24 protein-coding genes and 2 pseudogenes are annotated in these 23,697 nt (G+C 74.0%); 4 read left to right on the top strand and 22 right to left on the bottom strand.

Annotated elements, in window-relative coordinates:
• Window positions 1-19: 19 nt before the first annotated feature.
• Window positions 20-1,282: a styrene monooxygenase/indole monooxygenase family protein gene (locus IG94_RS0121950; RefSeq protein ID WP_031039615.1), complete on the top strand. Its 1,263-nt coding sequence runs from the start codon at window positions 20-22 to the stop codon at window positions 1,280-1,282.
• On the opposite strand, the gene IG94_RS0121945 is transcribed toward IG94_RS0121950, so the two are convergent.
• The 4 genes from IG94_RS0121945 to IG94_RS0121930 all read right to left on the bottom strand — a co-directional run bounded on the left by IG94_RS0121945 (window position 1,246) and on the right by IG94_RS0121930 (window position 4,617).
• Window positions 1,246-2,505, bottom strand: coding sequence for a C40 family peptidase (locus IG94_RS0121945; protein ID WP_031039610.1), 1,260 nt, complete (start codon window positions 2,503-2,505; stop codon window positions 1,246-1,248). The genes IG94_RS0121950 and IG94_RS0121945 overlap by 37 nt on opposite strands.
• A gap of 103 nt (window positions 2,506-2,608) precedes the next feature.
• Window positions 2,609-2,932: a hypothetical protein gene (locus IG94_RS0121940; protein WP_031039608.1), complete on the bottom strand. Its 324-nt coding sequence runs from the start codon at window positions 2,930-2,932 to the stop codon at window positions 2,609-2,611.
• Between the two features lie 30 nt (window positions 2,933-2,962).
• Window positions 2,963-3,616, bottom strand: coding sequence for a TetR/AcrR family transcriptional regulator (locus IG94_RS0121935; RefSeq protein WP_031039606.1), 654 nt, complete (start codon window positions 3,614-3,616; stop codon window positions 2,963-2,965).
• A 62-nt stretch (window positions 3,617-3,678) separates the two neighbouring features.
• On the bottom strand, window positions 3,679-4,617 hold the full coding sequence (locus tag IG94_RS0121930; RefSeq protein ID WP_031039604.1) for an AurF N-oxygenase family protein: 939 nt from the start codon (window positions 4,615-4,617) through the stop codon (window positions 3,679-3,681).
• A 505-nt stretch (window positions 4,618-5,122) separates the two neighbouring features.
• Here IG94_RS0121930 and IG94_RS44225 point away from each other — a divergent pair.
• Complete coding sequence (locus IG94_RS44225) at window positions 5,123-5,440, top strand: Uma2 family endonuclease (RefSeq protein ID WP_308017076.1); 318 nt, start codon at window positions 5,123-5,125, stop codon at window positions 5,438-5,440.
• A gap of 13 nt (window positions 5,441-5,453) precedes the next feature.
• On the opposite strand, the gene IG94_RS0121920 is transcribed toward IG94_RS44225, so the two are convergent.
• The 6 genes and pseudogenes from IG94_RS0121920 to IG94_RS38785 form a co-directional block, all read right to left on the bottom strand.
• Window positions 5,454-6,911, bottom strand: coding sequence for a peptidoglycan D,D-transpeptidase FtsI family protein (locus tag IG94_RS0121920; protein ID WP_031039600.1), 1,458 nt, complete (start codon window positions 6,909-6,911; stop codon window positions 5,454-5,456).
• Complete coding sequence (locus IG94_RS0121915; RefSeq protein WP_031039584.1) at window positions 6,908-8,275, bottom strand: FtsW/RodA/SpoVE family cell cycle protein; 1,368 nt, start codon at window positions 8,273-8,275, stop codon at window positions 6,908-6,910. The genes IG94_RS0121920 and IG94_RS0121915 overlap by 4 nt, the downstream gene beginning before the upstream one ends.
• Window positions 8,276-8,318: 43 nt before the next feature.
• Entirely contained in the window at window positions 8,319-8,774 is a 456-nt protein-coding gene (locus IG94_RS0121910) for an SH3 domain-containing protein (RefSeq protein ID WP_031039580.1), read from the bottom strand.
• 160 nt (window positions 8,775-8,934) lie between these two features.
• Complete coding sequence (locus IG94_RS0121905) at window positions 8,935-10,179, bottom strand: ATP-binding protein (RefSeq protein ID WP_031039577.1); 1,245 nt, start codon at window positions 10,177-10,179, stop codon at window positions 8,935-8,937.
• A complete protein-coding gene (locus IG94_RS0121900; RefSeq protein ID WP_031039574.1) occupies window positions 10,176-11,021 on the bottom strand; it encodes a hypothetical protein in 846 nt (281 codons plus the stop codon). The genes IG94_RS0121905 and IG94_RS0121900 overlap by 4 nt, the downstream gene beginning before the upstream one ends.
• An 83-nt stretch (window positions 11,022-11,104) precedes the next feature.
• Window positions 11,105-11,586, bottom strand: a pseudogene (locus tag IG94_RS38785) (protein-tyrosine phosphatase family protein).
• A 137-nt stretch (window positions 11,587-11,723) separates the two neighbouring features.
• Here IG94_RS38785 and IG94_RS0121890 point away from each other — a divergent pair.
• Window positions 11,724-12,527 (top strand): nuclease-related domain-containing protein, encoded by an 804-nt coding sequence (locus IG94_RS0121890; RefSeq protein WP_031039569.1) that lies wholly within the window; start codon window positions 11,724-11,726, stop codon window positions 12,525-12,527.
• Window positions 12,528-12,540: 13 nt separating this feature from the next.
• On the opposite strand, the gene ligD is transcribed toward IG94_RS0121890, so the two are convergent.
• Complete coding sequence (ligD, locus tag IG94_RS0121885; RefSeq protein ID WP_031039567.1) at window positions 12,541-13,422, bottom strand: non-homologous end-joining DNA ligase; 882 nt, start codon at window positions 13,420-13,422, stop codon at window positions 12,541-12,543.
• A gap of 59 nt (window positions 13,423-13,481) precedes the next feature.
• Between ligD and ku the strand changes: the two genes are divergently transcribed.
• The gene (gene ku, locus IG94_RS0121880) at window positions 13,482-14,630 is read left to right on the top strand and encodes a non-homologous end joining protein Ku (protein WP_031039562.1); all 1,149 of its coding nucleotides are present in this window, start codon (window positions 13,482-13,484) and stop codon (window positions 14,628-14,630) included.
• Between the two features lie 28 nt (window positions 14,631-14,658).
• Here ku and IG94_RS0121875 read toward each other — a convergent pair whose 3' ends face one another.
• From IG94_RS0121875 to IG94_RS0121825, 11 genes and pseudogenes are all read right to left on the bottom strand, one after another.
• Complete coding sequence (locus IG94_RS0121875; RefSeq protein ID WP_031039559.1) at window positions 14,659-15,216, bottom strand: hypothetical protein; 558 nt, start codon at window positions 15,214-15,216, stop codon at window positions 14,659-14,661.
• A 172-nt stretch (window positions 15,217-15,388) separates the two neighbouring features.
• The gene (locus tag IG94_RS0121870; RefSeq protein ID WP_031039556.1) at window positions 15,389-16,135 is read right to left on the bottom strand and encodes a DUF4142 domain-containing protein; all 747 of its coding nucleotides are present in this window, start codon (window positions 16,133-16,135) and stop codon (window positions 15,389-15,391) included.
• A gap of 265 nt (window positions 16,136-16,400) precedes the next feature.
• Window positions 16,401-16,836: pseudogene (locus IG94_RS38780) on the bottom strand (PPOX class F420-dependent oxidoreductase).
• 70 nt (window positions 16,837-16,906) lie between these two features.
• A complete protein-coding gene (locus tag IG94_RS0121860; RefSeq protein WP_031039555.1) occupies window positions 16,907-17,833 on the bottom strand; it encodes a DUF3152 domain-containing protein in 927 nt (308 codons plus the stop codon).
• 232 nt (window positions 17,834-18,065) lie between these two features.
• On the bottom strand, window positions 18,066-18,401 hold the full coding sequence (locus IG94_RS0121855; RefSeq protein WP_031039552.1) for a TcmI family type II polyketide cyclase: 336 nt from the start codon (window positions 18,399-18,401) through the stop codon (window positions 18,066-18,068).
• Between the two features lie 62 nt (window positions 18,402-18,463).
• A complete protein-coding gene (locus IG94_RS0121850) occupies window positions 18,464-18,943 on the bottom strand; it encodes an SRPBCC family protein (RefSeq protein WP_031039549.1) in 480 nt (159 codons plus the stop codon).
• A 1-nt stretch (window position 18,944) separates the two neighbouring features.
• On the bottom strand, window positions 18,945-19,214 hold the full coding sequence (locus IG94_RS0121845) for an acyl carrier protein (protein ID WP_031039544.1): 270 nt from the start codon (window positions 19,212-19,214) through the stop codon (window positions 18,945-18,947).
• Between the two features lie 61 nt (window positions 19,215-19,275).
• Window positions 19,276-20,556: a ketosynthase chain-length factor gene (locus IG94_RS0121840; RefSeq protein WP_031039542.1), complete on the bottom strand. Its 1,281-nt coding sequence runs from the start codon at window positions 20,554-20,556 to the stop codon at window positions 19,276-19,278.
• Entirely contained in the window at window positions 20,553-21,830 is a 1,278-nt protein-coding gene (locus IG94_RS0121835; protein ID WP_031039540.1) for a beta-ketoacyl-[acyl-carrier-protein] synthase family protein, read from the bottom strand. The genes IG94_RS0121840 and IG94_RS0121835 overlap by 4 nt, the downstream gene beginning before the upstream one ends.
• The gene (locus IG94_RS0121830; RefSeq protein ID WP_031039539.1) at window positions 21,827-22,297 is read right to left on the bottom strand and encodes a cupin domain-containing protein; all 471 of its coding nucleotides are present in this window, start codon (window positions 22,295-22,297) and stop codon (window positions 21,827-21,829) included. The genes IG94_RS0121835 and IG94_RS0121830 overlap by 4 nt, the downstream gene beginning before the upstream one ends.
• Before the next feature lie 124 nt (window positions 22,298-22,421).
• Window positions 22,422-23,627: a SchA/CurD-like domain-containing protein gene (locus IG94_RS0121825; RefSeq protein WP_031039536.1), complete on the bottom strand. Its 1,206-nt coding sequence runs from the start codon at window positions 23,625-23,627 to the stop codon at window positions 22,422-22,424.
• Between the last annotated feature and the right edge of the window lie 70 nt (window positions 23,628-23,697).

The raw sequence follows: 23,697 nt of genomic DNA, 5'->3' as shown, positions 1-23,697 counted from the left end.
AGTAGGAGACGGAAACCGCATGCGGAAGATACTCGTCGTCGGAGCCGGCCAGTCCGGTCTCCAGCTCGCCCTCGGCCTGCAGTCGCACGGCTACGAGGTCACCCTGATGTCCAACCGGACCGCCGACGAGATCCGCACCGGCCGGGTCATGTCGACGCAGTGCATGTTCCACACCGCACTCCAGCACGAGCGTGATCTCCAGCTGAACTTCTGGGAGTCCCAGGCCCCGAAGATCGAGGGGCTCGGTGTCTCGGTGGCGGCCCCCGGCTCCTTCGACCCGGGCCCCACGCAGCGCGCCATCGACTGGCTGGGCCGCTTCGACGGCTTCGCGCAGTCGGTCGACCAGCGGGTGAAGATGGCAGGCTGGATGGAGACCTTCGCACAGCGCGGCGGCCAGCTGGTCATCCACGGTGCGGCCGTCGGCGACCTGGACTACTTCTCCCGCGCCTACGACCTCGTCCTCGTCTCGGCGGGCAAGGGCGAGCTGGTCCGGATGTTCGGCCGCGACGCCTCGCGCTCTCCGTACAGCGAGCCGCAGCGCGCCCTCGCCGTCGCCTACGTCCACGGGATGGGACCGCGCCCGGAGCACCCCGACACGGAGGCCGTGCGCTGCAACCTGGTGCCCGGTGTCGGCGAGCTGTTCGTCATGCCGACGTTCACCACCTCGGGCCGCGCCGACATCCTGTTCCTGGAGGGCATACCCGGCGGCCCGCTCGACGTCTTCAAGGACGTCAAGGACCCGGCGGAACACCTCTCCCTGACCCTGGAACTCATGGAGAAGTTCGTCCCCTGGGAGTACGCGCGGGCCACCAAGGTCGAACTGACCGACGCCGGCGGCACCCTGGCCGGCCGCTACGCCCCCACCGTCCGCAACCCGGTCGGCCGCCTCCCCGGCGGCGGACTCGTCCTCGGCGTGGCCGACGTGGTCGTCGCCAACGACCCGATCACCGGCCAGGGCTCCAACTCCGCCTCCAAGTGCGCCGCCTCCTACCTCGCGTCCATCGTGGAGCGCGGGGAGCAGGAGTTCGACGAGGCCTGGATGCAGCAGACCTTCGACCGCTACTGGGAGACGGCACAGCACGTCACCAAGTGGACGAACACCATGCTCGCCCCGCCGCCGGAGCACATCCTCAACCTGTTCGGCGCGGCGACGGAGCTGCAGCCCGTCGCCGACCGCGTCGCCAACGGCTTCAACGACCCGTCCGACTTCGAGAACTTCTTCTACGACCCGGCGAAGACCGAGGGCTACCTGATGGAGGTCTCGGGCGCGGCAGGAGCGTAAGCGGCGGCGTACCCCGTGTCCGGCCCCTGCGCCGCCCCCTCCGGAAGCCTCGGCGGGGTGTACCGCCGTACCGGCTCCCCGCCGGGGTCGGGGCGTACGGCGCCCAGGACCGGGTTGGCCGCGATCGGCGACACCTTGACGTCGGCGCCGGGGCGCGGCGCCTGGACGACCAGTCCGTCGCCGAGGTACATCGCCACATGGGTGGCCTCGGGGAAGTACACGACCAGGTCGCCGGGGCGGAGTTCGCCGAGCGGCACGTGCTCCAGGCGCGCCCACTGCTCCTGGCTGGTCCGCGGGATCGGCGTCCCGGCCCGCTCCCAGGCCACGGAGGTCAGCCCCGAGCAGTCGTACGACGCCGGGCCCTCGGCGCCCCACTCGTACGGCTTGCCGAGCTGTTCCACCGCGAAGCGCACCGCCCCCTCGCCCTCCGCGGACGGCTTGCCGTCGTCGCCGAGTGCGCCGGAGTCGAGGAACCGGTCCTGTGCCTCGTCGATGCCGTCCTGCTCGAACTCCGCCAGCGCCGCCAGTTCCGCGGGGGTGAGGGCGGCGAGCAGTTCCTCGACGGCGCCGAGGCGTTCGCGCACGCCGTCCCGTTCCCGCTCGCGGCGCTCGGCGAGGGCGCGCTGCGACACCAGTGCCCTGCGGGCGCGCTCGGACAGCTCGGCGGCCTTCTTCGCGTCGCCGGCAAGGCGGCCGACCGTCTCGGCCCGTTCGCGGGACAGCCGGCCGATCACGTGCCCCTGGTCGAGCGCGTGCTGCGGGTCGCGGGCCAGGAGCAGGCGCAGGTAGGGGGAGAGGTTGCTGCTGTTCTGGTACTGCTGCCGGGCCAGCCGTCCCGCCGCGCCGCGGCTGTCGCGCAGGGTGCCGCGGCTGCGGGCCAGTTCGGCGTCCAGCCGCCGCACCTCGGCGCGCTGCGCCGCCAGCCGTTCCTCGGTGGCGTTGTAGGTCTCGGTGGCCTCCTCCGCCTCCCGGTACAGCCGCTGAAGGTCCGTCAGCAGCCCGGAAATGGACCGTTCACCGCCGCCGGCCTCCACCCCGGTCCCGGCCGTCCCTGTCCCGGCCTCGCCGGCCCCAGCCTCGCCGGGCTCGGCCGCCCCGGTCCCGGTCGCGGTCCCTGTTCCGGTCGCGCCGGGCTCGGGTTCGGCCGCGGCGGACACGGGCGCGAGGACGATCCCGGCCGCCACCGCCGCCGTGCACACCAGACGCAGAAGCCTTCCTGACATGCCGTCACCTCCGTCGCGGGGCGGCTCGTCCGCTCCGCACCGCGAGCATGTGGCGCTCTCTCCGGTCCCGCGCGCCGAGTGTGCGCGGTTCGGCGCAACGGGGTCACCCGTCGGCGTCGTCCGGTTTGCCACCCGGCGTGGCGTCTGGATCGGCGGGCCTCGCGGGGTCCGGCCTCGACCAGGGCCACTTCCGGCCGGCGCCCTTCCCGCCCGCCGGGTCCCAGGCGTACTTCCAGCGGGCGAACCCGATCCCGTGCCCGGCGTTCCGGGGCACGCGCCGGTACACCAGCACGGTGGGCGGTCCGCCGTCCGGGGCCGGTACGGGGATGCGGTACGTCTTCGGCGGGTGCCCGGTCATGCCGACCAGGACGGGCAGCACCCGCCCGTCCATGGGGCCGCCCTCGAAGGGGGTGTCTTCGCTCTTCACGGCACCAGTGTCCGCGATCGGCGCAGGGTGTCAGAGGTCCGCCGCCAGCTCCTCGACCAGCGCCGCGGTCTGCGGATCGCGCCGCGCGGTGACCGTCAGCACGGCGAGGAACTGCTCCACCAGCCAGTCCCGCAGCTCGTCGACGGGCGGCTGCTTGGCCTCGTCGAGCCAGATCAGCGAGGACGCCTCCACCGCCGTGATCCACATCCGGACGGTCATCCGCAGCCGGGGGCCCGCCTCGGCCACGTCCAGGTGGCGCATGATGTGGTCGGCGGCGGCCCGGCGCACCCCGTCCACGATGCCCGTGGTCTGCGAGGTCTCGACCACGCTGCCGCCGCGCAGCAGGGCGCTGAAGCCGGTGTCGTGCTGGTCGACGAAGGCGAGGTAGCGGTCCAGGGCACGGGCCAGCCTCGCCAGCAGCGGACCCTCGCGGGGCTCGTCGAAGCAGAGCCGCAGTTCGTCGGCGGCCGACCTGAGCGCGGCCTCGTACAGCTGCTGCTTGCCACCGGGGAAGTAGCGGTACACCAGGGGCCGCGAGACCCCGGCCCGCTCCGCCACGTCGTCGAGGGAGACCTCCTCCGGCTGCCGGTGCGCGAAGAGGGAGAGGGCCGCGTCGAGCAACTGGACGCGGCGCTCCTCGACGCTGAGGCGGCGGTAGGCGGGGGTGGAGGCCTGCGGGGTCATGAGTCGCAGCGTAACCCGCACCCCTGCGCGCCCACCCACGCCGGCGGGCCGGACCGGCCGGGCTACGCCAGCAGCCCCGACGACCTCCACAGCTGCCGTCCGACGCCGCGCAGCACACCGATGTCGTCGAGGAAGTCGGTGAGGCGCTTCGCGCCGGTCTGCATGATCTCCTTGCGGTGGCCGCTGGCCTTGACCTGCGCCAGGGCCTCGCGCTTGTCGAGGCCGATGTTCGTGTACACCTCCGGGTTGACGAAGGCGACGGAGAAGACACGGGCGAACTCGCCGGAGGTGATCCGGGTGAACTCCTGCGACCACTTCGGGGCCGTCACCATCTGGCGGCGCAGCTCCTCACGGGCGTAGCGCACGTGGCGGGCCTCCTCCACGACGTGGATGCGCGTGACGCCCCGGATCAGCGGCTGGACCCGCTCGTCGGGGAAGGTCAGCCGCTGCATCCAGTCCAGGACCTCCTCGCCGAGCAGGGTGGCGGTGAAGGAGCCGGGCGTGGTGGAGATGGTCTTGAACAGGCGGCCGAGGTGCTGGTGGACGGGGCTCACCGGGTACCACGGGGTCTCGCCGCGCGATATCAGCCGGGCGAACATCTTGGAGTGCCGGCACTCGTCCTCGATCTCGGTCAGCGCGTAGCGCACGTGCGCGCTCGTCGCCGACTTGTCGTAGATGTGCCGCACCAGCAGCTGCATGAGGATCAGCTCGAACCAGATGCCGAGCGAGGCGAGCGCGGCGGCCTCGTGCTGGGAGAGCACGATGCGCTGCTCCTCGCTCATCCGCTTCCACATCGGCGTGTCGTACAGCGACACCAGCTCCGGCGGCCAGAACCACTTGCCGTCCTCGAACGGCGCGTCCCAGTCCAGCTCCTTGTCCGGGTCGAAGGAGTGCTTGGCGGAGGACACGAGCAGCCGTTCGGCCACCTGCTCCCGGTCCTTGAGCAGGCCGAGCGCGTCGCGCAGGCCATCGAGCGCGTCGGCTTCCGTCAGGGTCGTCATGGCTGTACCCACCTCGTCGAACGGTTCGTGTTACCCGCGGTTACTCAAGCTGCTCCGTCTTATGAGACTGCCTGTCAGCAAGCTCGTCAATCCCCTGGACGGAACTTGTTGACCGCGAGTAAAGATGGACGAGGTCAACGCCCTGGCGGAGACGTCACCCGATGAGAGGGCGGCGCGCCGTACGCCCCGGAGGTGTGCAGGGTGTCGGCGAGACTCCGGCCCATGACAGCGACTTCCGAGCGTGACTACGGGTTGGACGACGACTACGAGTGGGCTCGTCCACCGGACGGCGGCTGGATCTCCGACGACCTCGACGAGCACCCCAACCTGCCTCGGCGCACCGAACTGCTGTACGCGAGTCTTGTCTTCGCGAGCGCGCAGACGGTGTACCACTCGCTCACCGCCGGCCTGTTGGAGCGGGCGTTGGCCGAGCAGGCACCGCACGCGTTCGACGTCCACCGCTCCTTCTCCCTGACGCTCGACAGGCGGAACCGGCTGGAGCCCGATGGTGGCCTGGGCCGGTGCCGACCTGGGGCCGAAAGGGACCCGCCTCCTGCCCGACGATGTGTGCCTGGTCGCCGAGGTGGTCGCCGAGGACTCGGCGGAACGGGACCGCGACGCCAAGCCCCGCAAGTACGCGGCCGCGGGCATCGTGCACCTCTGGCGGGTCGAGGAGGAGGACGCGCTTCCCGTCGTCCACACCTACGCACTCGACCCGGCGACCCGGACCTATGCGCCCACCGGCATCTTCCACGACCGCCTCAAGCTGACCGTGCCCTTCCCGGTCGACATCGACCTCTCGACCCTCGAACCCCGCCGCTGAGGCTCTCCCCGGCTCACCCTCCGAGCACCGCCTCCATCACCCCCCGGGCGATCGGTGCCGCCAGGCCGCCGCCGCTGATGCCCTCCCGGTCGGCCGCCGAGCCCTCGACGACCACCGCGACCGCGACCTTCGGCTCCAGGTCGCCGTCGCCCCGCGCCCAGGAGACGAACCAGGCGTACGGCGTGCCCGAGTTGCCGACGCCGTGCTGGGCGGTGCCGGTCTTGCCGCCGACGGTGGCGCCCGGGATCGCGGCCTCCGCGCCGGTGCCCTTCTCCACCACGCCGGTCATCAGCTCCTTCAGCAGCGCCGCCGTCGAGGGGCGCATCACCTCGTGGGAGGAGCGCGAACCGGCCGCCGCCACCAGGCTGCCGCCCGCCCGCAGCGTCCGCTCCACCAGGTACGGGGAGCGCGCCTGGCCGCCGTTCGCCACCGCCGCCGCCACGGTCGCCATCTGCAGCGGGGTCGCCCGCGTGTTGTACTGCCCGATCGACGCCAGCCCGAGCTGCGCCCGGTCCACCGCGGTGTCGAAGGTGCTCCGCGCGACGGGGAAGGGGACGCGCAGCCCGTCGTCGTTGAAGCCGAACGCCTCCGCCATGGCCGTCATGTCCGCCACGCCCACGTCCGCGCCGAGCTTGGCGAACACCGTGTTGCAGGACCACTCGAACGCCTCCCGCAGCGAGGCGTTCCGGCAGCCGTCGGCCTCGTTGGTGAGCTTCGTGCGCGTGCCGGGCAGGGTGTACGGGTCCGGGGACCGGGTGGGCGCGTCCAGGTCGCGGACCAGGCCCGCGTCCAGCGCCGCCGCCGCGGTGACGACCTTGAAGGTGGAGCCCGGCGGATAGGTCCGGCTCACCGCCCGGTTGAGCATCGGCCGGTCCGGGTCGTCGTTCAGCCGTTTCCAGGTGCGGGTCGAGGCGGCGCTGTTGCCGGACAGCAGCTGGGGGTCGTAGGAGGGGGTGGAGGCGAGGGCGAGGACACGGCCCGTGGCCGGCTCGATCGCGGCCACCGCGCCCTTGCGCCCGCCGAGCCCCTCGAACGCCGCCCGCTGCGCGGCACCGTCGATCGTCGTCACGACGTCGCCGCCCGGGTTGTGCGCCCCCGTCACGTCGTTCCACAGCGGCAGCGGCGCCAGCACCGGATCGGCGCCGGACAGCAGGCCGTCCTCGGCGTGCTCCAGGAGCGTCGTCCCGTACGCCTGCGAGGCGAAGCCCGTGACGGGGGCGTACATCGGCCCGTTCGCATAGGTCCGTTCGAAGCGCAGGTGCTCGCCGGTGTCCCGGGAGCCGGTCACCGCCTCGCCGCCGACCAGGATGTCGCCGCGCGGCTGCTGGTAGCGGGCGATGTCGGGGCGGCGGTTGGCCGGGTTGCCGTCGTACTCCGCTTTCTGGACGATCTGCACGCGGGCCGCGTTGACCACCAGGGCGACCAGGAGCAGGGCGCAGAAGACGGCCGCGTGCCGGATGTGCCGGGTCACGCGGGCGTCCCGCGCCGGGCCGCGTGGCTGACCCGGATCAGCAGCGCCACGATCGCCCAGTTGGTGACGACCGAGGAGCCGCCCTGGGCGAGGAAGGGCATCGCCATCCCGGTCAGCGGGATCAGCCCGGTCACCCCGCCCGCGATGACGAACACCTGGAGCGCCACGATCGAGGACAGGCCGACCGCGAGCAGCCGGCCGAACGGGTCGCGGGCGGCCAGGCCCGCCCGGTAGCCCCGCTCCACCAGCAGCCCGTACAGCAGGAAGACGGCCGTCAGCCCGAGGAAGCCCAGCTCCTCCCCGGCCGTCGCCAGGATGAAGTCCGACTTGACGGCGAAACCGACCAGCACGGAGTGCCCGAGGCCGAGGCCCGTGCCGGTGACCCCGCCCGCCGCGAAGGCGAACAGGGACTGGGCCAGCTGCCCCGGGCCGTCGCCCGCCTCGATGGACGCGAAGGGGTGCAGCCAGTCCTCCACCCGGCTGTGCACGTGCGGCTCAAGCCAGCCCACGGCCACCGCGCCCAGCGAGGCCAGCACCAGGCCGACGGCGATCCAGCCGGTGCGGCCGGTGGCGACGTAGAGCAGGACCACGAACAGGCCGAAGAAGAGGAGCGAGGTGCCGAGGTCCCGCTCCAGGACCAGCACGCCGACGCTCACCAGCCACACCGCCACGATCGGCCCGAGGACCCGGCCGGTGGGCAGCTGGAGCCGCCACACCCGGCGGCCCGCGTACGCCAGCGCGCTGCGGTTGGCGGCCAGGTACGCGGCGAAGAACACCGCGAGCAGCACCTTCGCGAACTCCCCGGGCTGGATGGAGAAGCCCTCGATCCGGATCCAGATGCGGGCGCCGTTCACCGCCGGGAAGAAGATCGGCACGGTCAGCAGGGCGAGCGCGGCGGCGACGCAGACGTAGGCGTAGCGCTGCAGGACCCGGTGGTCGCGCAGGAGCAGGACGACCACGATGAACAGACCCACGCCCAGCGTCGACCACACCAGCTGGGTCGGGGCCGCCCGGTCGCCCGGCGCCTCCAGGTCGAGCCGGTAGATCAGCACCAGGCCGAGGCCGTTGAGCAGCACGCCGATCGGCAGCAGCAGCGGATCGGCGTAGGGGGCGCGCAGCCGCACCGCCAGATGGGCGAGGAGCGCGAGCACGCCGAGCCCGGCGCCGTAACCGGCGGCGCCGGGCGGGAGGGCGTCGTGCTGGGCCAGGCCGACGTTGCAGTAGCCGAAGACCGACAGCAGGACGGCCATGAGGATGAGCGCGAGTTCGACGCCCCGGCGCCGGGGGAGCCGGGCGGCGGGAGCGGGCGTGTCCGCGTGTGCCACGGTGAGTCCCGGTCCGGGTCCGGTTCCGGCCTTGGTCATGTCCGGAACTTACCCACTTGGGATGAACTGTGCGTCGTCCGGATCAGCACCAGCGCGGCGCGGGGCCGACGTTGTCGATGTAGCGGGCCGCGCCCCAGGCCCAGGTGCCGTCCGTGAGGAGGTACCACAGCGGGTTGCCCTTCACCGTGTCACCGGGCGTCTTGCAGTAGATGGAGACGACCTCGCCCCGGCGGGCGTACCGGATGACGTCCGAGCCGCGGGCCGGCGAGGTGCGCAGGGCCAGCCGCTCCGCCGTGACGACACCCCGGTAACGGCCCTGCTCCTGGCGGCCGTCACCGCCGTGCGCGCCGTCGGTGCCGGTGCCGGTGCCGGTGATGGTGCCGGTGACGGCCGGTGCGGGGCCCGGGGCGCCGCCCCGGCCGTCGTGCGCGGCGGCCGGGGCGGCGGCGCCGGCGGTGGCGAGCGCGCCGGCCGCGAGGACGGCGGCGAGGCCGCGGACCAGGGACGAGCGCGAGACCGGTGCGGACAGCTGGGGCATGGGAGTACCTCCCGGGGAGCGAACGTGGGAAACCTGTGCCGAGGTGGCTGATCGCCGCATGAGGTGACCAAGCGCCACACTAGGAGCGCCCGGCGCGGACCGCCGCCCACGCTGGGCCATCGGAGAACGGGCCCGCCGACCAGAGCCCCGCCCCAGGGACTCAGGGCTGCCGGGGCAGCGTCAGCGTCGCCAGCGCCCCGCCGTCCGGCGGGTCGGCGAACTCCAGCCGCGCGCCGAGCACCTCCGCCTGCCCCAGCGCGATCGTCAGCCCGAGCCCATGCCCCTTGGCCCCGCTCTCGGTACGGAACCGCTGCGGCCCGTGCGCCAGCAGATAGCCCGGATAGCCGTCCCCGTGGTCCCGTACGGTGATCACCGGCCCGTCCACGGTCAGCACCACCGGCGCCCGTCCGTGCCGGTGGGCGTTCGCGACCAGGTTGCCCAGCACCCGCTCAAGGCGCCGCCGGTCGGTCTCCACCCGGGCGTCCCGCACGACGTCGACCCGCGTACCGGTGCCCGAGCCCCGGACCACCCGCCGGGCCAGCTCGCCCAGCGGCTCCGCGTCCAGCTCCAGCCGCTCCCGCCCGCTGTCGAGCCGGGAGATCTCCAGCAGGTCCTCGGTGAGCGTGCGCAGCGCCGCCACCCGGTCCCGCACCAGCTCCGTCGGGCGGCCCGGCGGCAGCAGCTCGGCCGCCGCGTGCAGGCCGGTGAGCGGGGTGCGCAGCTCGTGCGCCACGTCCGCGGTGAACCGCTGCTCCGCGAGCAGCTTGCCCTGCAGCGACGACGCCATCGAGTCCAGCGCCGAGGCGACCGACGCCACCTCGTCCTGCGGGCGCGTCGGATGCTGCGCGCGCGGATCACCGACCCGGGCGTCGAGGTCGCCCGCGCTGATCCGCCGCGCCACCCGCGCCGTCGCGTGCAGCCGCCGCGTCACCCGCGTCACGGCGAACGCGCCGACCAGCAGCGTCGCCCCGATCGCCAGCCCCGACGACCACACGATCGCGCCGTCCAGGCCCTCGATGGTGCGCTCGCCCTGGGTGCGGTCGACGCGCACCGCCAGCGCCCGTCCGCCGTCCGCGGGGCCCGCCGCCCACATCGTGGGGCGCCCCTCGTAGTCGGCGGCCATCGTGCCGCGCCGGCCCGACACGGCCAGCTCGCGCAGGCGCCCGGGCAGTCCCGGCGGATCGACGTCGGCGCCGCGCCGCAGCGGGTCCCCGGCCTCGTACGACGCCGTCGCCTCGGCCAGCCGGGCCAGTGCCGTGTCACGGGCCTCGCCCACGGTCTGGTCGGTCACCGACACGTGCACCAGGACGCCGAGCAGCGCGGCGAGCGCACAGCACATCACCGCGATGAACACGGCCGCCCGCACCGCGAGCGGACCGGCCCACCGGGGGAGGGCGAGCCTCACGGGGCATCCCCCGACGGCGAGGATGCCGACGGTGACGGTGACGGTGAGGCCGACGGCGACGGGCGCCCGGTGTGCCCGTCGCCATCGCCGTCCCCGTCCCCGCCGCCGTCGGCGCGCAGCATCTCGTCGCTGGTCAGCAGCATCGCCCGCTGGTCGGCGTCCCAGGTCCACTGGAGCCGGTACTCGTACCCCGCGACCTCCGAGGGCGAGCGGACGACCACCGCCCGCCCCGCCAGCTCCACCGCGCTCACGGCGTCGTCGTACGACATCACCCGCACGAGCCGGTCCTTCTCGACGGTGTAGACGCGCACCGCGGTCAGTCTGCCGGGCAGCAGCCGGAAGCCCAGCGTCATCTCGGGCCGCCCGTCACCGGTGAGGTCGCGGTAGTACGGCCGCAGCACCGGGCACCCGTCGCGCGCCGTGTCCTCGGTGTCCTCCGTGTCCTCGGTGTCCCCGGTGTCCTCCGGGTCGTCCGTTCCGCAGTCCGCCATCCGTGCGGACGTCTCGTGGTACCGGGCTCCCGTGCCCGCGTAGTCGTCCGGGTGCGCGGCGATCTCGGCCCGCACCGCGGCCACCGGGTCCACACCGCGGATGTCGCCGCCGGGCACGGCGACGCCCTCCACCCGGGCGTGCTCCACCTCGCCGATGTCGTACGCCGGGCTCGACGCCGGCGGCAGGCCGGGCCAGAGCCGGGCAGGGCTGCGCGCGGCCGCCGTGGCGCCCGCGTCACGCAGTCCGCCCGTGTCACCGCAGCCGGCCAGCGCACCGGCCGCCGCGGTCACCAGGAGCAGCGCGGCGAAGGCGGTAACGCGGGCGGGACGCCCACGGCGGCTCGGGAGCACTGCACTCCTGGGGCTCGGTGGTCCGGGCGGAACTACTTCTCCTCGTACGGAAGGCCATTTTGCGCGGGCCCCGGCGCGCAGGGCTACTCGGCCAGGTCCTCAAGGAGCCGCGCGGTGGGCAGACCGGCCCGCAGGTAGGCCACGAACAACTCGTTGTGCAGCGCCCACGGCGAGCGCCGGGCCCGGATCAGCCGGACCGCCTCGTCGGCGTCGGCGCCCCGGCGCATCAGCGTGTGCGCGACGACCAGGCCGGACCGGTTGTACCCGTGGTAGCAGCGGGCGAGTACCGTGCGGCCCGCGTCCAGTGCCTCGCCCGCGGCCTGCGCGAGCCGGATCACCCCGGCGAGCTGCGTACCGTCCAACGGGCCGTCGGGAACCGGCCACACATGGTGCTCGACCCCCTCGTCCGGCCCGTACCCGGGAAGCCGCAGCAGCGTCTGCACCAGATCGAACTCGTCGCCCACCACGGCGAACTCCGGCCGACCCCCCCCGGCCGCCGGAACTCGTGCCCGCCCATCCACAGCCCCGGCACGATCTCGTCCCACGGGCGGCTCGGGGCAGGCACTTCCGGAACTATTCCACGGCGCAACGGAGCCTCCCCAGTCCTGCCTGCCCAGGGTGTGTCCAACTCCTCCCAAAGGTAACCGCGTTCTTGCCCCCGCAGCACCCCGCCTGGTCCCATGGAAGGGGGGGGTGAGGGGCATGGACGGACTGCGCGTCGTGCCGAGCCGGCGCCACGGCCGGGAACGGATCTACGTCTGTCTCCCGGACGGCGGGAACGTCGCCTGGTACGACCGGGAGGCGGCCCGCGTCAACCTGCTGAGCGACGACCGCCGCGACGAGGTCCTGCAGGCCCTCGGCCCCTTCGTCACCGGCCCGGTCACCGTCGGCCCGCCCCCGGTCCCGACCCCGGCCGAGCTGGCCCGCCTCTCCCTCCACCCGGACGACGACCTGGCCCCCAACCGGCCCGGCGAGACGCTCCTCGTCGCCCTGGACCGCGAGCCCGGACCGGCACACCGGCTGCGCCCCGACCCGCGCCGGCGTGCGCTGGCCGCCGAACAGACGGTGGGGGACGCCCTCGACCGGTTCGACGGAGCCGGCTGGCACACCCTGCACTCCGTGCCGCTGCCCGGCGGCGACCGCGTCCACCACCTGCTGATCGGCCCCGGCGGCCTCTTCGCCCTCCACGTACTGCCCGCCCGCGGGCAGCGGGTGCGCGTCGCCGACCCCGGGGTCGCGCTGGGCCGCCGTACCCCGCGCCCCCTGCTGCGCCGGGTCCGCGCCGACGCCGACCGGGCCTCCTACGCCCTGACGGCCGAGGTCCGCGCCGTCCTCGTCCTGGTCCGACCGGCCCGCGTGTCCCTCGACGCCCCGCCCCGCTCCGTGCGCGTACTCACCGACCGGGAGCTGCCCGACCTGGCCCGGCTCGGCGGCACCCTCAAACCGGCCGACGTCGAGGCCCTGCACGCGACGGCCCGCGACCGCGCCACCTGGGCCCGCCTCTGACCCCGGCCCGGCGTCACGGCAGCGCCGCCGCCCGGCGCCGTTCGAGCAGCGGCGCCAGCAGGTCGCCGTAGTCCTGCACGCGGGGTCCGACGTCCCCGGCCCGGAACACGAACTGCTCCGCCCGCCGGCACCCGGCCACCTCGTCCCAGGTCACCGGGGTGGACACTGCCGGGACGGCGCGGGCCCGCACGGTGTAGGGGGCGGCCGTGGTCTTGCGGGCCGCGTTCTGGCTCCAGTCCACGAACACCTTCCCGGGCCGCAGACTGCGCGTCATCCGGTGCACGACCAGCTTCGGCAGCTCCCGCTCCGCCTCCACGGCCAGCGCCTTCGCGTAGTCGGACACCTGCTCCGAGGGCGCTCCCCGCACCCCCGCCAGGAGATGCAGGCCCTTGGCCCCGGACGTCTTGGCGTACGCCTCGACCCCGTCCGCCGCCAGCCGCTCCCGCAGCCACAGCGCGACCTCGCAGCACTGGACGACGGTCGCGGGCGGGCCGGGGTCCAGGTCGAACACCAGGCGGTCGGCCTCGCCGGGGTCGTCCGCGGTCCACTGGTGCGTGTGGAACTCGGTCACCAGGTTCGCCGCCCACATCAGGCTCGCCAGGTCCTGCACCAGCACCATCCGGGCCGGGCCCTCCGAGCGGGGCACCTCGGCCGTGGTGACCCAGTCGGGCGTACCCGGCGGCACGTTCTTGGCGAAGAAGACCTGGCCGTCGGGGCCGTCCGGATACCGCAGGAAGGAGACCGCACGGTCCCGCAGATGCGGCAGCAGCACCTGCGCGGTCGTCGCGTAGTAGTGCAGCAGCTCGGCCTTGGTGAAGCCGGTCGCCGGATACAGCACCTTCTCCAGATTGCTGAGGGCCACCCGCCGCCCCTCCACCTCAGTGATAGGCGCCATACCATGAGAGTCTCACGAAACACGGACAAAACGCCCAGGATCCCGGAAAGGTGCTGCACGTGCGATCCATCTGGAACGGCGCCATCTCCTTCGGCCTGGTAAGCATCCCGATCAAGCTGGTGAACGCCACCGAGAGCCACGCGGTCTCCTTCCGCCAGATCCACACGGAGGACGGCGGCCGGATCCGCTACCGCAAGGTGTGCGAGCTGGAGGACCGCGAGGTCACCCAGGCCGAGATCGGCAAGGCCTACGAGGACGCCGACGGCTCGATGGTCCCGATCACCGACGAGGACCTGTCCCACCTGCCGATCCCGACGGCACGGACGATCGAGATCGTGGCCTTCGTGCCCGAGGAGCGCATCGACCCGCTCCAGATGGGCGCCGCGTACTACCTCGCGGCCAGTGGCGCCCCCGCCGCCAAGCCGTACACGCTGCTGCGCGAGGCGCTCAAGCGCAGCAACCGGGTCGCCATCGCCAAGTTCGCGCTGCGCGGCCGGGAACGGCTCGGCATGCTCCGGGTGGTGGGCGACGCCATCGCGATGCACGGCCTGCTGTGGCCGGACGAGGTGCGCGCCCCTGAGGGCGTCGCCCCCGACGCCGGAGTCACCGTGCGCGACCAGGAGCTGGACCTCGCCGACGCCCTCATGGACACGCTCGGCGAGATCGACCTGGCCGACCTGCACGACGAGTACCGGGAGGCGCTCGAAGAGGTCATCGCCGCCAAGTCCGCCGGTGAGACGCCCCCGGAGGCCCGCGAGGAGGCCGCGCCCGGGAAGGTCCTCGACCTGATGGCCGCGCTGGAGAGCAGCGTACGGGCGGCCCGGGAGTCCCGGGGCGGTGAGGAGGACGCGCCCGCGGAGGAGGCCGAGGTGCGGTCCCTGCGGGAGCGCGGGACGCCGTCCCGGCAGACGCCCAAGGAGACCGGCGGCAAGAAGTCGACGTCGGCCGCGGCGAAGAAGACGGCGGCGAAGAAGACGGCAGGGCGGACGGCGGCAGGGAAGACGGCAGGGAAGAAGGCGGGGGAGAAAGCGGGGGAGAAAGCGGCGGCCAAGGAGCCCGCGAAGAAGACCGCGGGCAGGGGTACGGCGACGAAGAGCACGACGAAGAGCACGACGGCGAAGGGCGCGGCGACCACGAAGACGGCGACCAGGAGCGCCGCGGCCAGGAGCACGGCCAAGAAGGCGCCGTCCCGCAAGCGCAGCGCCTGACGTGGCGCCGTCCCGGCCCGGTGTGTGCTCAGTCCCCCGTCCAGGGGGAGGCGGACATGCGGGGTACGGCCGACGGCCCGGGTTCGAAGACGGCCGGGGTCGCCGTGCCGGGCTCCTCGGGCGCGAGCGAGGCCAGGGTCGGCACCGGCGGGCTCTCCTCCAGGCGCTGCCCGATCGTGGCGGCCGGTTCGCCGCCCGGGGCGACCTCCTCGGCGGACAGCTGCGACCACGCGGTCAGCGCGAGCGCGAGGGCGGCGGCCGCGCCGAGCACCCGGCCGGCCCGCCGGAGCCGGGCGCGGCCGTCCAACTCGCGCCAGGCCGGACCCGGCCAGGGGTCCTCCGCCCGCCACATCTCGCCGACGGCGCCCGCCGGTTCGGCCGGTGGCCGTGGCGGCCGCGGCGGCTGTGCGGGCTGCCAGCCCGGTCTCCGTTCCCGTGCGGACGGTTCCCTGGGCGCGGAGGCGCGGATGGCGCCTTCGCTGTCCTCCAGGAACATCCGCCAGACGTGGTCCGGCACCGGCGGCGTACCGCCCGGCCCACCCGGTTCGTCCGGTGTGCCGCCGCTGCCCGGTCCGGAAGCGGTCATGGTCCCGCTCTTCTCTCTCGTTCGGTCCCGGACGGTCCGGGTGGCGGGCCGGATCACGGCACGGTGTGAAAAAGCATCGCCGGGCCGCCCCTCACCCCTCGCTCCCGCCAACCCGTTAGACGCACAGGAGCGTCGGCGCGTTCCCTGAACCCGCGGGCCGGACCCCGCGACCTCAGGGCGCCGCCGGGGACGGAGTGGGCGTCGGGGCGGCGGTGTCGACGTTCAGGTCGGGGCGGCCCTTGAGCACCAGCACCTGCTCGCCGGGCTGCGGCGGGGGCGGGGTGACCTTCTCCTTCGGCAGTTTCGCCGGGCCGGTCTGCTTGAAGGTGACCTGGTCGTACTCGACCAACCCGGTCTTCTCCAGCACGGTGATGTGGTCCAGGACGGTGTCGTTGGCGAGGTCGGCCAGCTGCCGCACGAGGGTGTTCTTGGTGGAGGCCCGGATCTTGGCGATGGCCGGGAAGATCTGCCCGTGGGTCACCCGCATGATGTTGACGGCCGAGGAGTCGAACTCCTTGCCGCTCTTGGCGTTCACCGTCGTCACGAAGCCCTCCTGCTGCGGCGAGGCCCGGTTCGGCAGGGTGATGCCCAGCTCGGGGGAGATCTCGCGGCACATCGCGTCCAACCCGGCGTGCCCGACGATCAGATGCTCGCCGGCCGTCTTCATCTCCTTGGTGGTGCCGCGCTCCAGCACGCTCTCGCCCAGCGGGTACTCCCACAGCCCGGCGGCGCGGACCTTGACCACGAAGTCCCGGTCGGCCTCCGTGAGCGGCCCGTACTTGGTGCTCGCCACGATCCGGTTCTGGTTGCCGTCGGGCTTGTCCAGACCGAGCACGGCCGGGAAGGCCAGCGCGGTGAGGGTCAGGGTCATCGCACCGAACAGGACGACGACTCCGACCCTGCTGCGGGACAGGCGCATGGTGCCTCCAGGGGCGACGGCGAAAGGCTCGCGACTCGGCTTCGTACGCGCGCTCGTCACGCGTGCGCGTACGCGTTCGCCCGGAGGTACGGAAACGGCGGGCGGATCTATCACCGCCGGGGACGGGAACTTGCGAACGGGCCGGACCGGACCGCCGTCGGAGCGGGAACCTGCGCACGGGGACCGGACTTGACCGAACCCGAACCCGAACCCGAACCGAACCAGATCAGACCGGACCGGACCGGACCGCCCGCAGGTTCCGCGTTCAGCCGATGACGGCGCCGTACACGCGCTCGACCGTGATGGTGAGCAGCACCCGGCGGTCGGCGACCATCGTCGCGCGGTACTCGTCCCAGTCCGGGTGCTCACCGGCGGCGGCCCGGTAGTACTCCACCAGCGCCTCCACCTCCGGCCCGTGCGGGTCGGTGCCGGGACCGGTGAGGGTGGGCGGTGCCCTCGGCGGTGGCCCAGGACCTGCCGTCCGGGGCGGTCACCTCCAGCGCGGCCCGCGGATCCCGGCGCAGGTTGGCGGTCTTGGCCAGCCCCTCGCGGGTCGAGACGCGGAGGACGCCGGACTCCGGGTCGTAGGCCGGTGTCACCGGGGAGAGCTGCGGGCGGCCGTCCGCCTTGATCGTCGCCAGGACGCCGAGGCGGCTCTCCGCCAGCAGGACCCCGGGGTCGAAACTCGATGTGGTGGTCATGGTCCGATCATCACCCGCCGTGCCGGGGGCTGTCCCGCGAACCGTCCGCCGAACGCCGCCGCTGCCCGGCTCAGGGGACGGACGGCCCGCCCAGGTAGTCGCCGTCCGCGTCGTAGGGCCAGGCGTTGGCCACGCACCCCTTGAGCCCCTTGATCTGCTGCATCATCGCCGGAGCGGGCCGGCCGTCGCCGGGGCAGGTCTCGTGGCCGTGCCCGATGCGGTGGCCGATCTCGTGGTTGACGATCAGGGCGCGGTACTCGTGGATCGGCCCGTCGAACTCGGGCGAACCCAGCACCCAGCGCTTGAGGTTCACCACGACGTCCGTGCCGACGCTGCAGTTCACCTCGCCCCGGGTGAGCAGCCCCGCGGCACCGCATATCTCGTCGACGGTGCCCGGCGTGGCGATCTTCACCACGAAGTCGTACGAGCCGCCGCTCACCAGCCGGAAGGAGTTCGCCCCGTCCCGGGTCCAGCCGCGCCGGTCGGCGAGCACGTCGGCTATCTCGGCCGCGGCGGCGCTCGGCCGCACGTCGAGGCCCTCCTCGACCAGCACCTTGTACCGGCGCACGCGGCTGCCGCTGCCCACGGTCGTGCCGTCGGCCCGGGCGGTGACGAAGGTGCCGGGGCCGGTCGCCGGAATGGCGACGGCGGAGGCCGAGGGGGACGCGGACGGGGAAGAGGACGGAGAGGACCGCGCGGACGGCGACGCGGAAGGGGAGGGGGTGCCGCCCGCCGAGGGCCCGGCGGCGTCCAGGGCGTCGGCGACGTCGGCCACCTGGTCGTCCGTCGCCGGCGGCCGGGTCTCGTGCCAGTACGCGACCGCGGCGCCCGCGGTGAGCACGACGGCTCCGAGGGCGAGGCAGGCCAGGAGTGCGCGGGCGGGCCCGCGGCGGCGTCCGGGGCCGGGTCTGCGTCTGCTCCGGCTGCCGCGGTGGCTGCGCCCGGAACCGTCGGGCGCGCCGCTCCGGCCGGTCCGGCGGGCGGGGGATCGGCCCACGTGTCCGTCCTCTCTGCTGGTCTGCGGGGCGCGCACGGCGGGCTGCCGTGTGCTGGTGGCCCCACAGGATCCAAGAGGACGGACGTGCGAATTGGTTCACAGCGCCTCACGTGTCCCTTGTCACGCGCGTATTCGGTCCCCGCGTACAACCCTTCCGCCGTCCGGAACGTCTGCGTCGGGGCCGCCCGGCCGGAACCGGACGGCCCCGACGCGCGGTGGGGACGGCGTGCCGTCAGCCGGCGGAGGCCCGCTCCCAGCGGTAGAAGCAACGCGCCATCGCGTCCTTCGGACCGCGCCAGGTCGCCGGATCGTACGCCGACACGTACGGCTCCAGACGCTCGCTGACCCCGCGGAACTCCGGGTGCCCGGCCAGCTTCCCGATGGCGGGGGCCGGGTCCTCGTCGCTCTCGATGAGGTGCAGGTACACGCCGTCACCGAACTCGAAGAGGCTGCGCCGGTTGACGCCGACCAGGTGCGGCAGCTCGCCGCGGTCGGACTCCGCGAACACCTTCGCGATGTCCGGTGCCGCGCCGGGTGCCATCCGGGCGACGATCAGTGTGTGGTGCATGGGGTGATGCCCTTCGCCGGTGTCGGTCGGTGTCGGTCGGTGTGGGTCGGTGTCGGTCGGTCTCAGTCGGCGAGCACCGACGCGGTGCGCCGCTCGCCCGCCGCCTGCTCGATCCGGTCCCGGATCAGGGCCATCTGCGTGCGCGAGTTGCGGTTGATGTTGTCCGTCATCCAGGCGTCGTCCACGGGCGCGTCCGGCTTCATCGCGAAGTCCTGCGTCCAGCGCATGACGGTGCCCCCGGCGGCCTCCGAGTACTCCCAGACGATGTTCATGTACTGGAAGGGACCGGTCTCGACCCGCTGGGCGCGCACCGTGCGGGTCACCGGGTCGGCGACGCGCTCGGAGACCCAGCTCCACACCTTGCCGTCGGCGTCCGGGTGCATGGTGAGCCGGAAGGTGACCTTGTCGCCGTCACGCTCCATCACCTCGACGGAGGCGTACTCGCTGAACAGCCCCGGCCACTTCTCGATGTCGTTGGTCATGTCCCAGACCAGCTCCATCGGCGCGGCGATGGTGATCTCGTTGTCGGTGTGCCCTGCCATCTCACACTCCTGTCTTGAGGGCGCCGTTGACCAGCGCGAGGAAGTCCGCGGGTGTCGTGCAGCGCTCGGCCTGCTCCGGCAGACCCAGGCCGTACCGCTTCTCCAGCTCGGCCACGATGCCGAGCAGGCCGAGCGAGTCCAGGCCGAAGGTGTCGAAGCCGTCGCCGGACTGCTGCCTGAGGGTGACCGGGTCGACGTGGACGCCGGCCGTGCGCTTCATCAGCGCCGACAGGTCCTCGACGGTCACCTGGTGGTCCAGTTGGTCGGTCATGGGGTTGTCCTCCTTCACTTGACGGCGGGCGTCCGCGCACGGCGCCCGCCCGTTCCTCGGTTCACGACGGCGAGGTGCCGCCCTGCCGCAGGACGAGCGCCGAGTTCGAGCCCATGAGCCCGCGGCCCAGCACGAGCGCCGTACGCGGCTCGGCGGGACGGGCCCGCCCGGTCACCACGTCCAGGTCGTGGCACACCTCGGACACGTGCGGAGTGGGCGGTATCAGCCCGTGCTCCATGGCGAGCACGGCGGTCGCCACGTCCAGCACCGGCGCGGCGCAGTAGGCCCGCCCGGTACCGGTCTTGGGCGCGGTGACCGGCACCCGCCGGGCGTGCGCCCCGAGCGCGTCGGCCAGCGCCAGGGCCTCGGCCCGGTCGGCCTCCGGGACCCCCAGGGCGTCCGCGAAGACCACGTCGACCTCCTCGGGCCGGCAGCCCGCCTCGGCCAGCGCGCCCGCGATCGCGCGGGCCAGCCCCTCGCGGGACTCGGCCCAGCGGCCGGGCCCGGTGAAGGTCGCCGCGTGCCCGGCCACCGTCGCCCGCACGTCCGCACCGCGTTCCAGGGCCGCCCGCTCCTCCTCGACGACCAGCACGGCACCGCCCTCGGCCGGCGCGAACCCGCAGGCCGTTTCGGTGAACGGGCGGTAGGCGCGGTCGGGTTCACCGGCCCGGCTCAGCTCGGGGTAACCCAGCTGGCAGACGATCGAGTACGGGGCGAGCGGTGCCTCCGTCGCCCCGCAGACCACGGTGTCCGTGCCGCCCCGCACGGCCAGCGCGGCGTGCGCCAGGGCGTCCAGGCCGCCCGCCTCGTCGGCGGCCACCACCCCGCAGGGACCCTTGAAGTCGTTGCGGATGGAGACCTGGCCGGTGCTGGCCGCGTAGAACCAGGCGATCGACTGGTACGGGCCGACGTACCGCGACCCCTGGCCCCACAGGTTCTGCAGCTCCCGCTGCCCGAACTCGCCGCCGCCCGAACCGGCCGCCGTGACCACGCCGACCGAGTACGGCGACGTGACGTCCGCCCGCCCGAACCGGGCGTCGGCCAGCGCGAACTCGGCCGCGGACAGCGCGAAGTGGGTGAACCGGTCGGTCTGGACGAGATAGCGCTCCTCGACCGTCTCGGCCGCGTCGAAGCCGCGTACCTCGCCCGCCACCCTCAGCGGCATGCCCTCGCAGCCCTCCCGGGTCACGGGCCCGAGGCTGCTGGCGCCGTCGGCGGTCGCCTTCCAGTGCGCCTCGACCCCGACGCCGTGCGGGGAGACCACGCCGAGCCCGGTGACGACCGCGCGCCGGTCCGCGCCGGCCGTCCCCTGCCGTCCGCCGGTCCGCTGCCGTGCGCTCATCGTGCCGCTCCTTCCGAACCGGAACCGCTCAGCACGACCGCCGACTGGAAGCCGCCGAAGCCGCTGCCCACCGAAAGCACGTGCCGCAGCGTCCGCTCCCGTGCCTCCCGCGGCACGTAGTCGAGGTCGCACTCGGGGTCGGGGGTCGTGTAGTTGGCCGTCGGCGGCACCACCTGGTGGGCCATCGCCAGTACACAGGCGGCCAGTTCGATCGAGCCGATCGCGCCGAGCGAGTGGCCGACCATGGACTTGATGGAGCTCATCGGCGTCGCGTAGGCGTGCTCGCCCAGCGAGCGCTTGACGGCCGCGGTCTCGTGCCGGTCGTTCTGCTGGGTGCCGGAGCCGTGCGCGTTGACGTAGTCGATCGCGGAGCCGTCCAGCCGGGCCATGTCCAGCGCCGTGTCGATGGCCCGCGCCATCTCCAGGCCCTCCTTGGTGAGCCCGGTCATGTGGTACGCGTTGCCGAAGGTCGCGTAGCCGGAGATCTCGCAGTACACGTCCGCGCCGCGGGCCCGGGCGTGCTCCAGGTCCTCCAGGACCAGCACCGCCGCGCCCTCGCCCATGACGAAGCCGTTGCGGTCGGCGTCGAAGGGCCGGGAGGCGTGCGCCGGGTCGTCGTTGTTCGGCGAGGTCGCCTTGATGGCGTCGAAGCAGGCCATGGTGATCGGCGAGATCGGCGAGTCCGCCGCGCCCGCCAGGCACACGTCGACACGGCCCTCGGCGACCGCGTGGTAGGCGTACCCCACCGCGTCGAGACCGGACGTGCAGCCGGTGGAGACCGTCTGCACCGGCCCGCGCACCCCGAACTCCTCGGCCACGGCGGAGGAGAGGGTGGCGGGGGTGAACGCCCGCTCCAGGTGCGGCTGGGACCGCCGGGCGTCGACGTCCCAGCGCGAGCCGCCCTCGCTGACCAGGACGTAGTCGTGCTCGAGACGGGTGGTGCCGCCGACCGCCGTGCCCAGCGTGGCACCGGCCCGCCACGGGTCCTCGCGGCCCAGGTCGAGGTGCGCGTCCCGGACCGCCTCCGCGGCGGCGACGAGCGCGAACTGCACGTACCGGTCGCTGCGCTGGGCGGTGGCGAGGCCGAGACCGTGCTCGGACGCCTCGAAGTCGCACTCGGCGGCGATCTGCGAGCGCAGCCCCGCCGGGTCGAACAGGGATATGCGGCGCGTCGCCGTACGGCCGTCGGACAGCAGGCCCCAGAACTGGGGCACGCCGATCCCGCCCGGGGCGACGACGCCTATGCCCGTGACGGCGACCCGTCGCCGGGTCATGACACCACCTCGGGCGCGGCGGCGGGCCGCTCGTGCCCGGCACCCCGCCCGGCACGGCCCGCGTGCGCCCCGCCGGGTGCCCCCTCGTGCGGCAGTGCGTTGCCCTGCGCGTCCTCCGTGTCGACGTGGCCCAGCTCGGGGCGCGGAGCCAGCGGACCCAGGTGGAAGACGAGCCGCGCCTCGACGTCGCCCGCGTTGCGGAAGCGGTGGCGCATGTCCTGCGGGATCAGCAGCCCCTGCCCGACGCCGAGCGCGTGCGGCACGCCGTCGAGGTCCACCTCCAGGGCGCCCTCGGTGACGTACACGAACTCCTCGGAGTACGGGTGGTAGTGCTCGGCGATGCGGTCGCCGGGCTGCACGATGGCCACGCCCATGAAGCCGCTGGTGGACCCGGCGGTGGTGGGCGTGAGGAGGGCGCGGAGGTCTCCGCCGCGACGGCGGTTCGGCGCGGGGGGAGGGCGGTGGATGGCGGCGGGCGGTGGTGAGGAGGGGGGCGCGCGGACCGGCGGGCACGCCGTCGGGCCCGGCCGGTCGCGGGCCGGTGGTCCGTACGCGGGGCCGCCCGGTGGGCCGTACGGCGGGCCGCGGGGCTCAGGAACCGGCCGAACTCCGGTCGGTCAGGGGCGTCATGCGCGCCGCGCCGAGCAGCCGGGACAGGGCGCCGGCTCCGGTCGGCGGACCGTCGATCCCGACGGCCGCGGTGTCGAGGAGCCGCTCGGCCCGGACGGCGCCGTCGCCGTCCAGCCCCAGCACGAGGGCGGGCGCGTCCTCGGGGTCCCCGTCCACGTCGACGAGGCGTACGACGAGGTCGTCGCGGTGGAAGACGGTGGCGGCCCGCACCGGACCGTCCGGCGTCCGCAGGGCCGACGCGTCCTGGCGGGCCAGCAGCCGCGCCAGCTCGGGTCCGGCGCCGGAGCGGACCGGGTAGAACAGCCCCAGCCGCCGCACGGGCCGGTCGGCGCGCTGGGCGCCGGGCGTGCGGTCGGCGGCGACGTGGTGGACGGCCGGCATGGCGGCCCGGGTGAAGAAGCGCCGGGCCGAGCGCGGATCGCGGAGGTCCCGCTCCTGCTCCACGTACGGGTCCAGTGCCTCCTCGACGGCCCGCACCCCCGGCTGCCGGGCGACGTGGCGCAGCGCGGTCTGCAGGTCGCCCCGCACCTCCACGGCGCGCACGACCCGGTTGCCGTGCAGGAAGAGCGAGGTGCGCAGCAGCCGCGTGGCTCCGTCCACCCGGGCGTCGGGCGCCGCGTACTCCGACAGCAGCCGGGCGACCTCGGGCTCGCTGCCGGGCCGTACGGTGAAGGTCAGGGCGTGCCGTACGACGTTGCCGCCGACGCGGGGCGCGGAGCGCGGCTCACCGGGCGCGGGCTGCTCGCCGTCGGTCTCCCGCAGCACGCTGTAGCGCAGGGAGCGGGTGTCGCGGACGCAGTCCTGCAGCGGCTCGACGGTGTCCAGGTGCTCGTCGCTGTTGACCCAGGCCAGGAAGGGCGCCGCGCTCTCCCACTCGCTGGTCAGCAGCCACTGGGTGGGGTTCTCCAGGGACTGGCACAGCTGGTCGCTGACGTGTCCCGGCACGGCGGCGACCCGGTCGCGGATGCGCTCGTAGGCGTCCAGGAACTCCTGCTGCATGCCGTCGTGGACGTCCAGCATCAGCACGACCCGCACCCGGGATCCGTCGAACGCGGATATCGACACGCCGCCCGCGTCGGTCGCCACGCCGGCCGGCGCCGGCGCCGCACGGGTGCCGGTCGCGTCCGTGGTCAGGGCATCCGCCGTCACGACGGGAGAGACCGTCATCCGGCCCACCTCTTCTCAGGGGAACTTCCTCGTGGACTGGGGCGATCGCCGCGGCGCGCGCCGGGCCGGC

Origin of the sequence: Streptomyces olivaceus (assembly GCF_000721235.1) — a bacterium.
GTDB classification, from domain to species: domain Bacteria; phylum Actinomycetota; class Actinomycetes; order Streptomycetales; family Streptomycetaceae; genus Streptomyces; species Streptomyces olivaceus.
Note: the sequence above shows the minus strand (reverse complement) of the source record. Positions and strands in the feature narration are given on the sequence as shown.

What these genes read in the sequence shown, in the direction of transcription:
- IG94_RS0121950 (WP_031039615.1), top strand. Translation starts at nt 20, where the DNA reads ATGCGGAAGATACTCGTCGTCGGAGCCGGCCAGTCCGGTCTCCAGCTC.
- IG94_RS0121945 (WP_031039610.1), bottom strand. Translation starts at nt 2,505, where the DNA reads ATGTCAGGAAGGCTTCTGCGTCTGGTGTGCACGGCGGCGGTGGCGGCC.
- IG94_RS0121935 (WP_031039606.1), bottom strand. Translation starts at nt 3,616, where the DNA reads ATGACCCCGCAGGCCTCCACCCCCGCCTACCGCCGCCTCAGCGTCGAG.
- IG94_RS0121930 (WP_031039604.1), bottom strand. Translation starts at nt 4,617, where the DNA reads ATGACGACCCTGACGGAAGCCGACGCGCTCGATGGCCTGCGCGACGCG.
- IG94_RS44225 (WP_308017076.1), top strand. Translation starts at nt 5,123, where the DNA reads ATGGTGGCCTGGGCCGGTGCCGACCTGGGGCCGAAAGGGACCCGCCTC.
- IG94_RS0121915 (WP_031039584.1), bottom strand. Translation starts at nt 8,275, where the DNA reads ATGACCAAGGCCGGAACCGGACCCGGACCGGGACTCACCGTGGCACAC.
- IG94_RS0121910 (WP_031039580.1), bottom strand. Translation starts at nt 8,774, where the DNA reads ATGCCCCAGCTGTCCGCACCGGTCTCGCGCTCGTCCCTGGTCCGCGGC.
- IG94_RS0121890 (WP_031039569.1), top strand. Translation starts at nt 11,724, where the DNA reads ATGGACGGACTGCGCGTCGTGCCGAGCCGGCGCCACGGCCGGGAACGG.
- ligD (WP_031039567.1), bottom strand. Translation starts at nt 13,422, where the DNA reads ATGGCGCCTATCACTGAGGTGGAGGGGCGGCGGGTGGCCCTCAGCAAT.
- IG94_RS0121875 (WP_031039559.1), bottom strand. Translation starts at nt 15,216, where the DNA reads ATGACCGCTTCCGGACCGGGCAGCGGCGGCACACCGGACGAACCGGGT.
- IG94_RS0121870 (WP_031039556.1), bottom strand. Translation starts at nt 16,135, where the DNA reads ATGCGCCTGTCCCGCAGCAGGGTCGGAGTCGTCGTCCTGTTCGGTGCG.
- IG94_RS0121855 (WP_031039552.1), bottom strand. Translation starts at nt 18,401, where the DNA reads ATGCACCACACACTGATCGTCGCCCGGATGGCACCCGGCGCGGCACCG.
- IG94_RS0121850 (WP_031039549.1), bottom strand. Translation starts at nt 18,943, where the DNA reads ATGGCAGGGCACACCGACAACGAGATCACCATCGCCGCGCCGATGGAG.
- IG94_RS0121845 (WP_031039544.1), bottom strand. Translation starts at nt 19,214, where the DNA reads ATGACCGACCAACTGGACCACCAGGTGACCGTCGAGGACCTGTCGGCG.
- IG94_RS0121840 (WP_031039542.1), bottom strand. Translation starts at nt 20,556, where the DNA reads ATGAGCGCACGGCAGCGGACCGGCGGACGGCAGGGGACGGCCGGCGCG.
- IG94_RS0121835 (WP_031039540.1), bottom strand. Translation starts at nt 21,830, where the DNA reads ATGACCCGGCGACGGGTCGCCGTCACGGGCATAGGCGTCGTCGCCCCG.
- IG94_RS0121825 (WP_031039536.1), bottom strand. Translation starts at nt 23,627, where the DNA reads ATGACGGTCTCTCCCGTCGTGACGGCGGATGCCCTGACCACGGACGCG.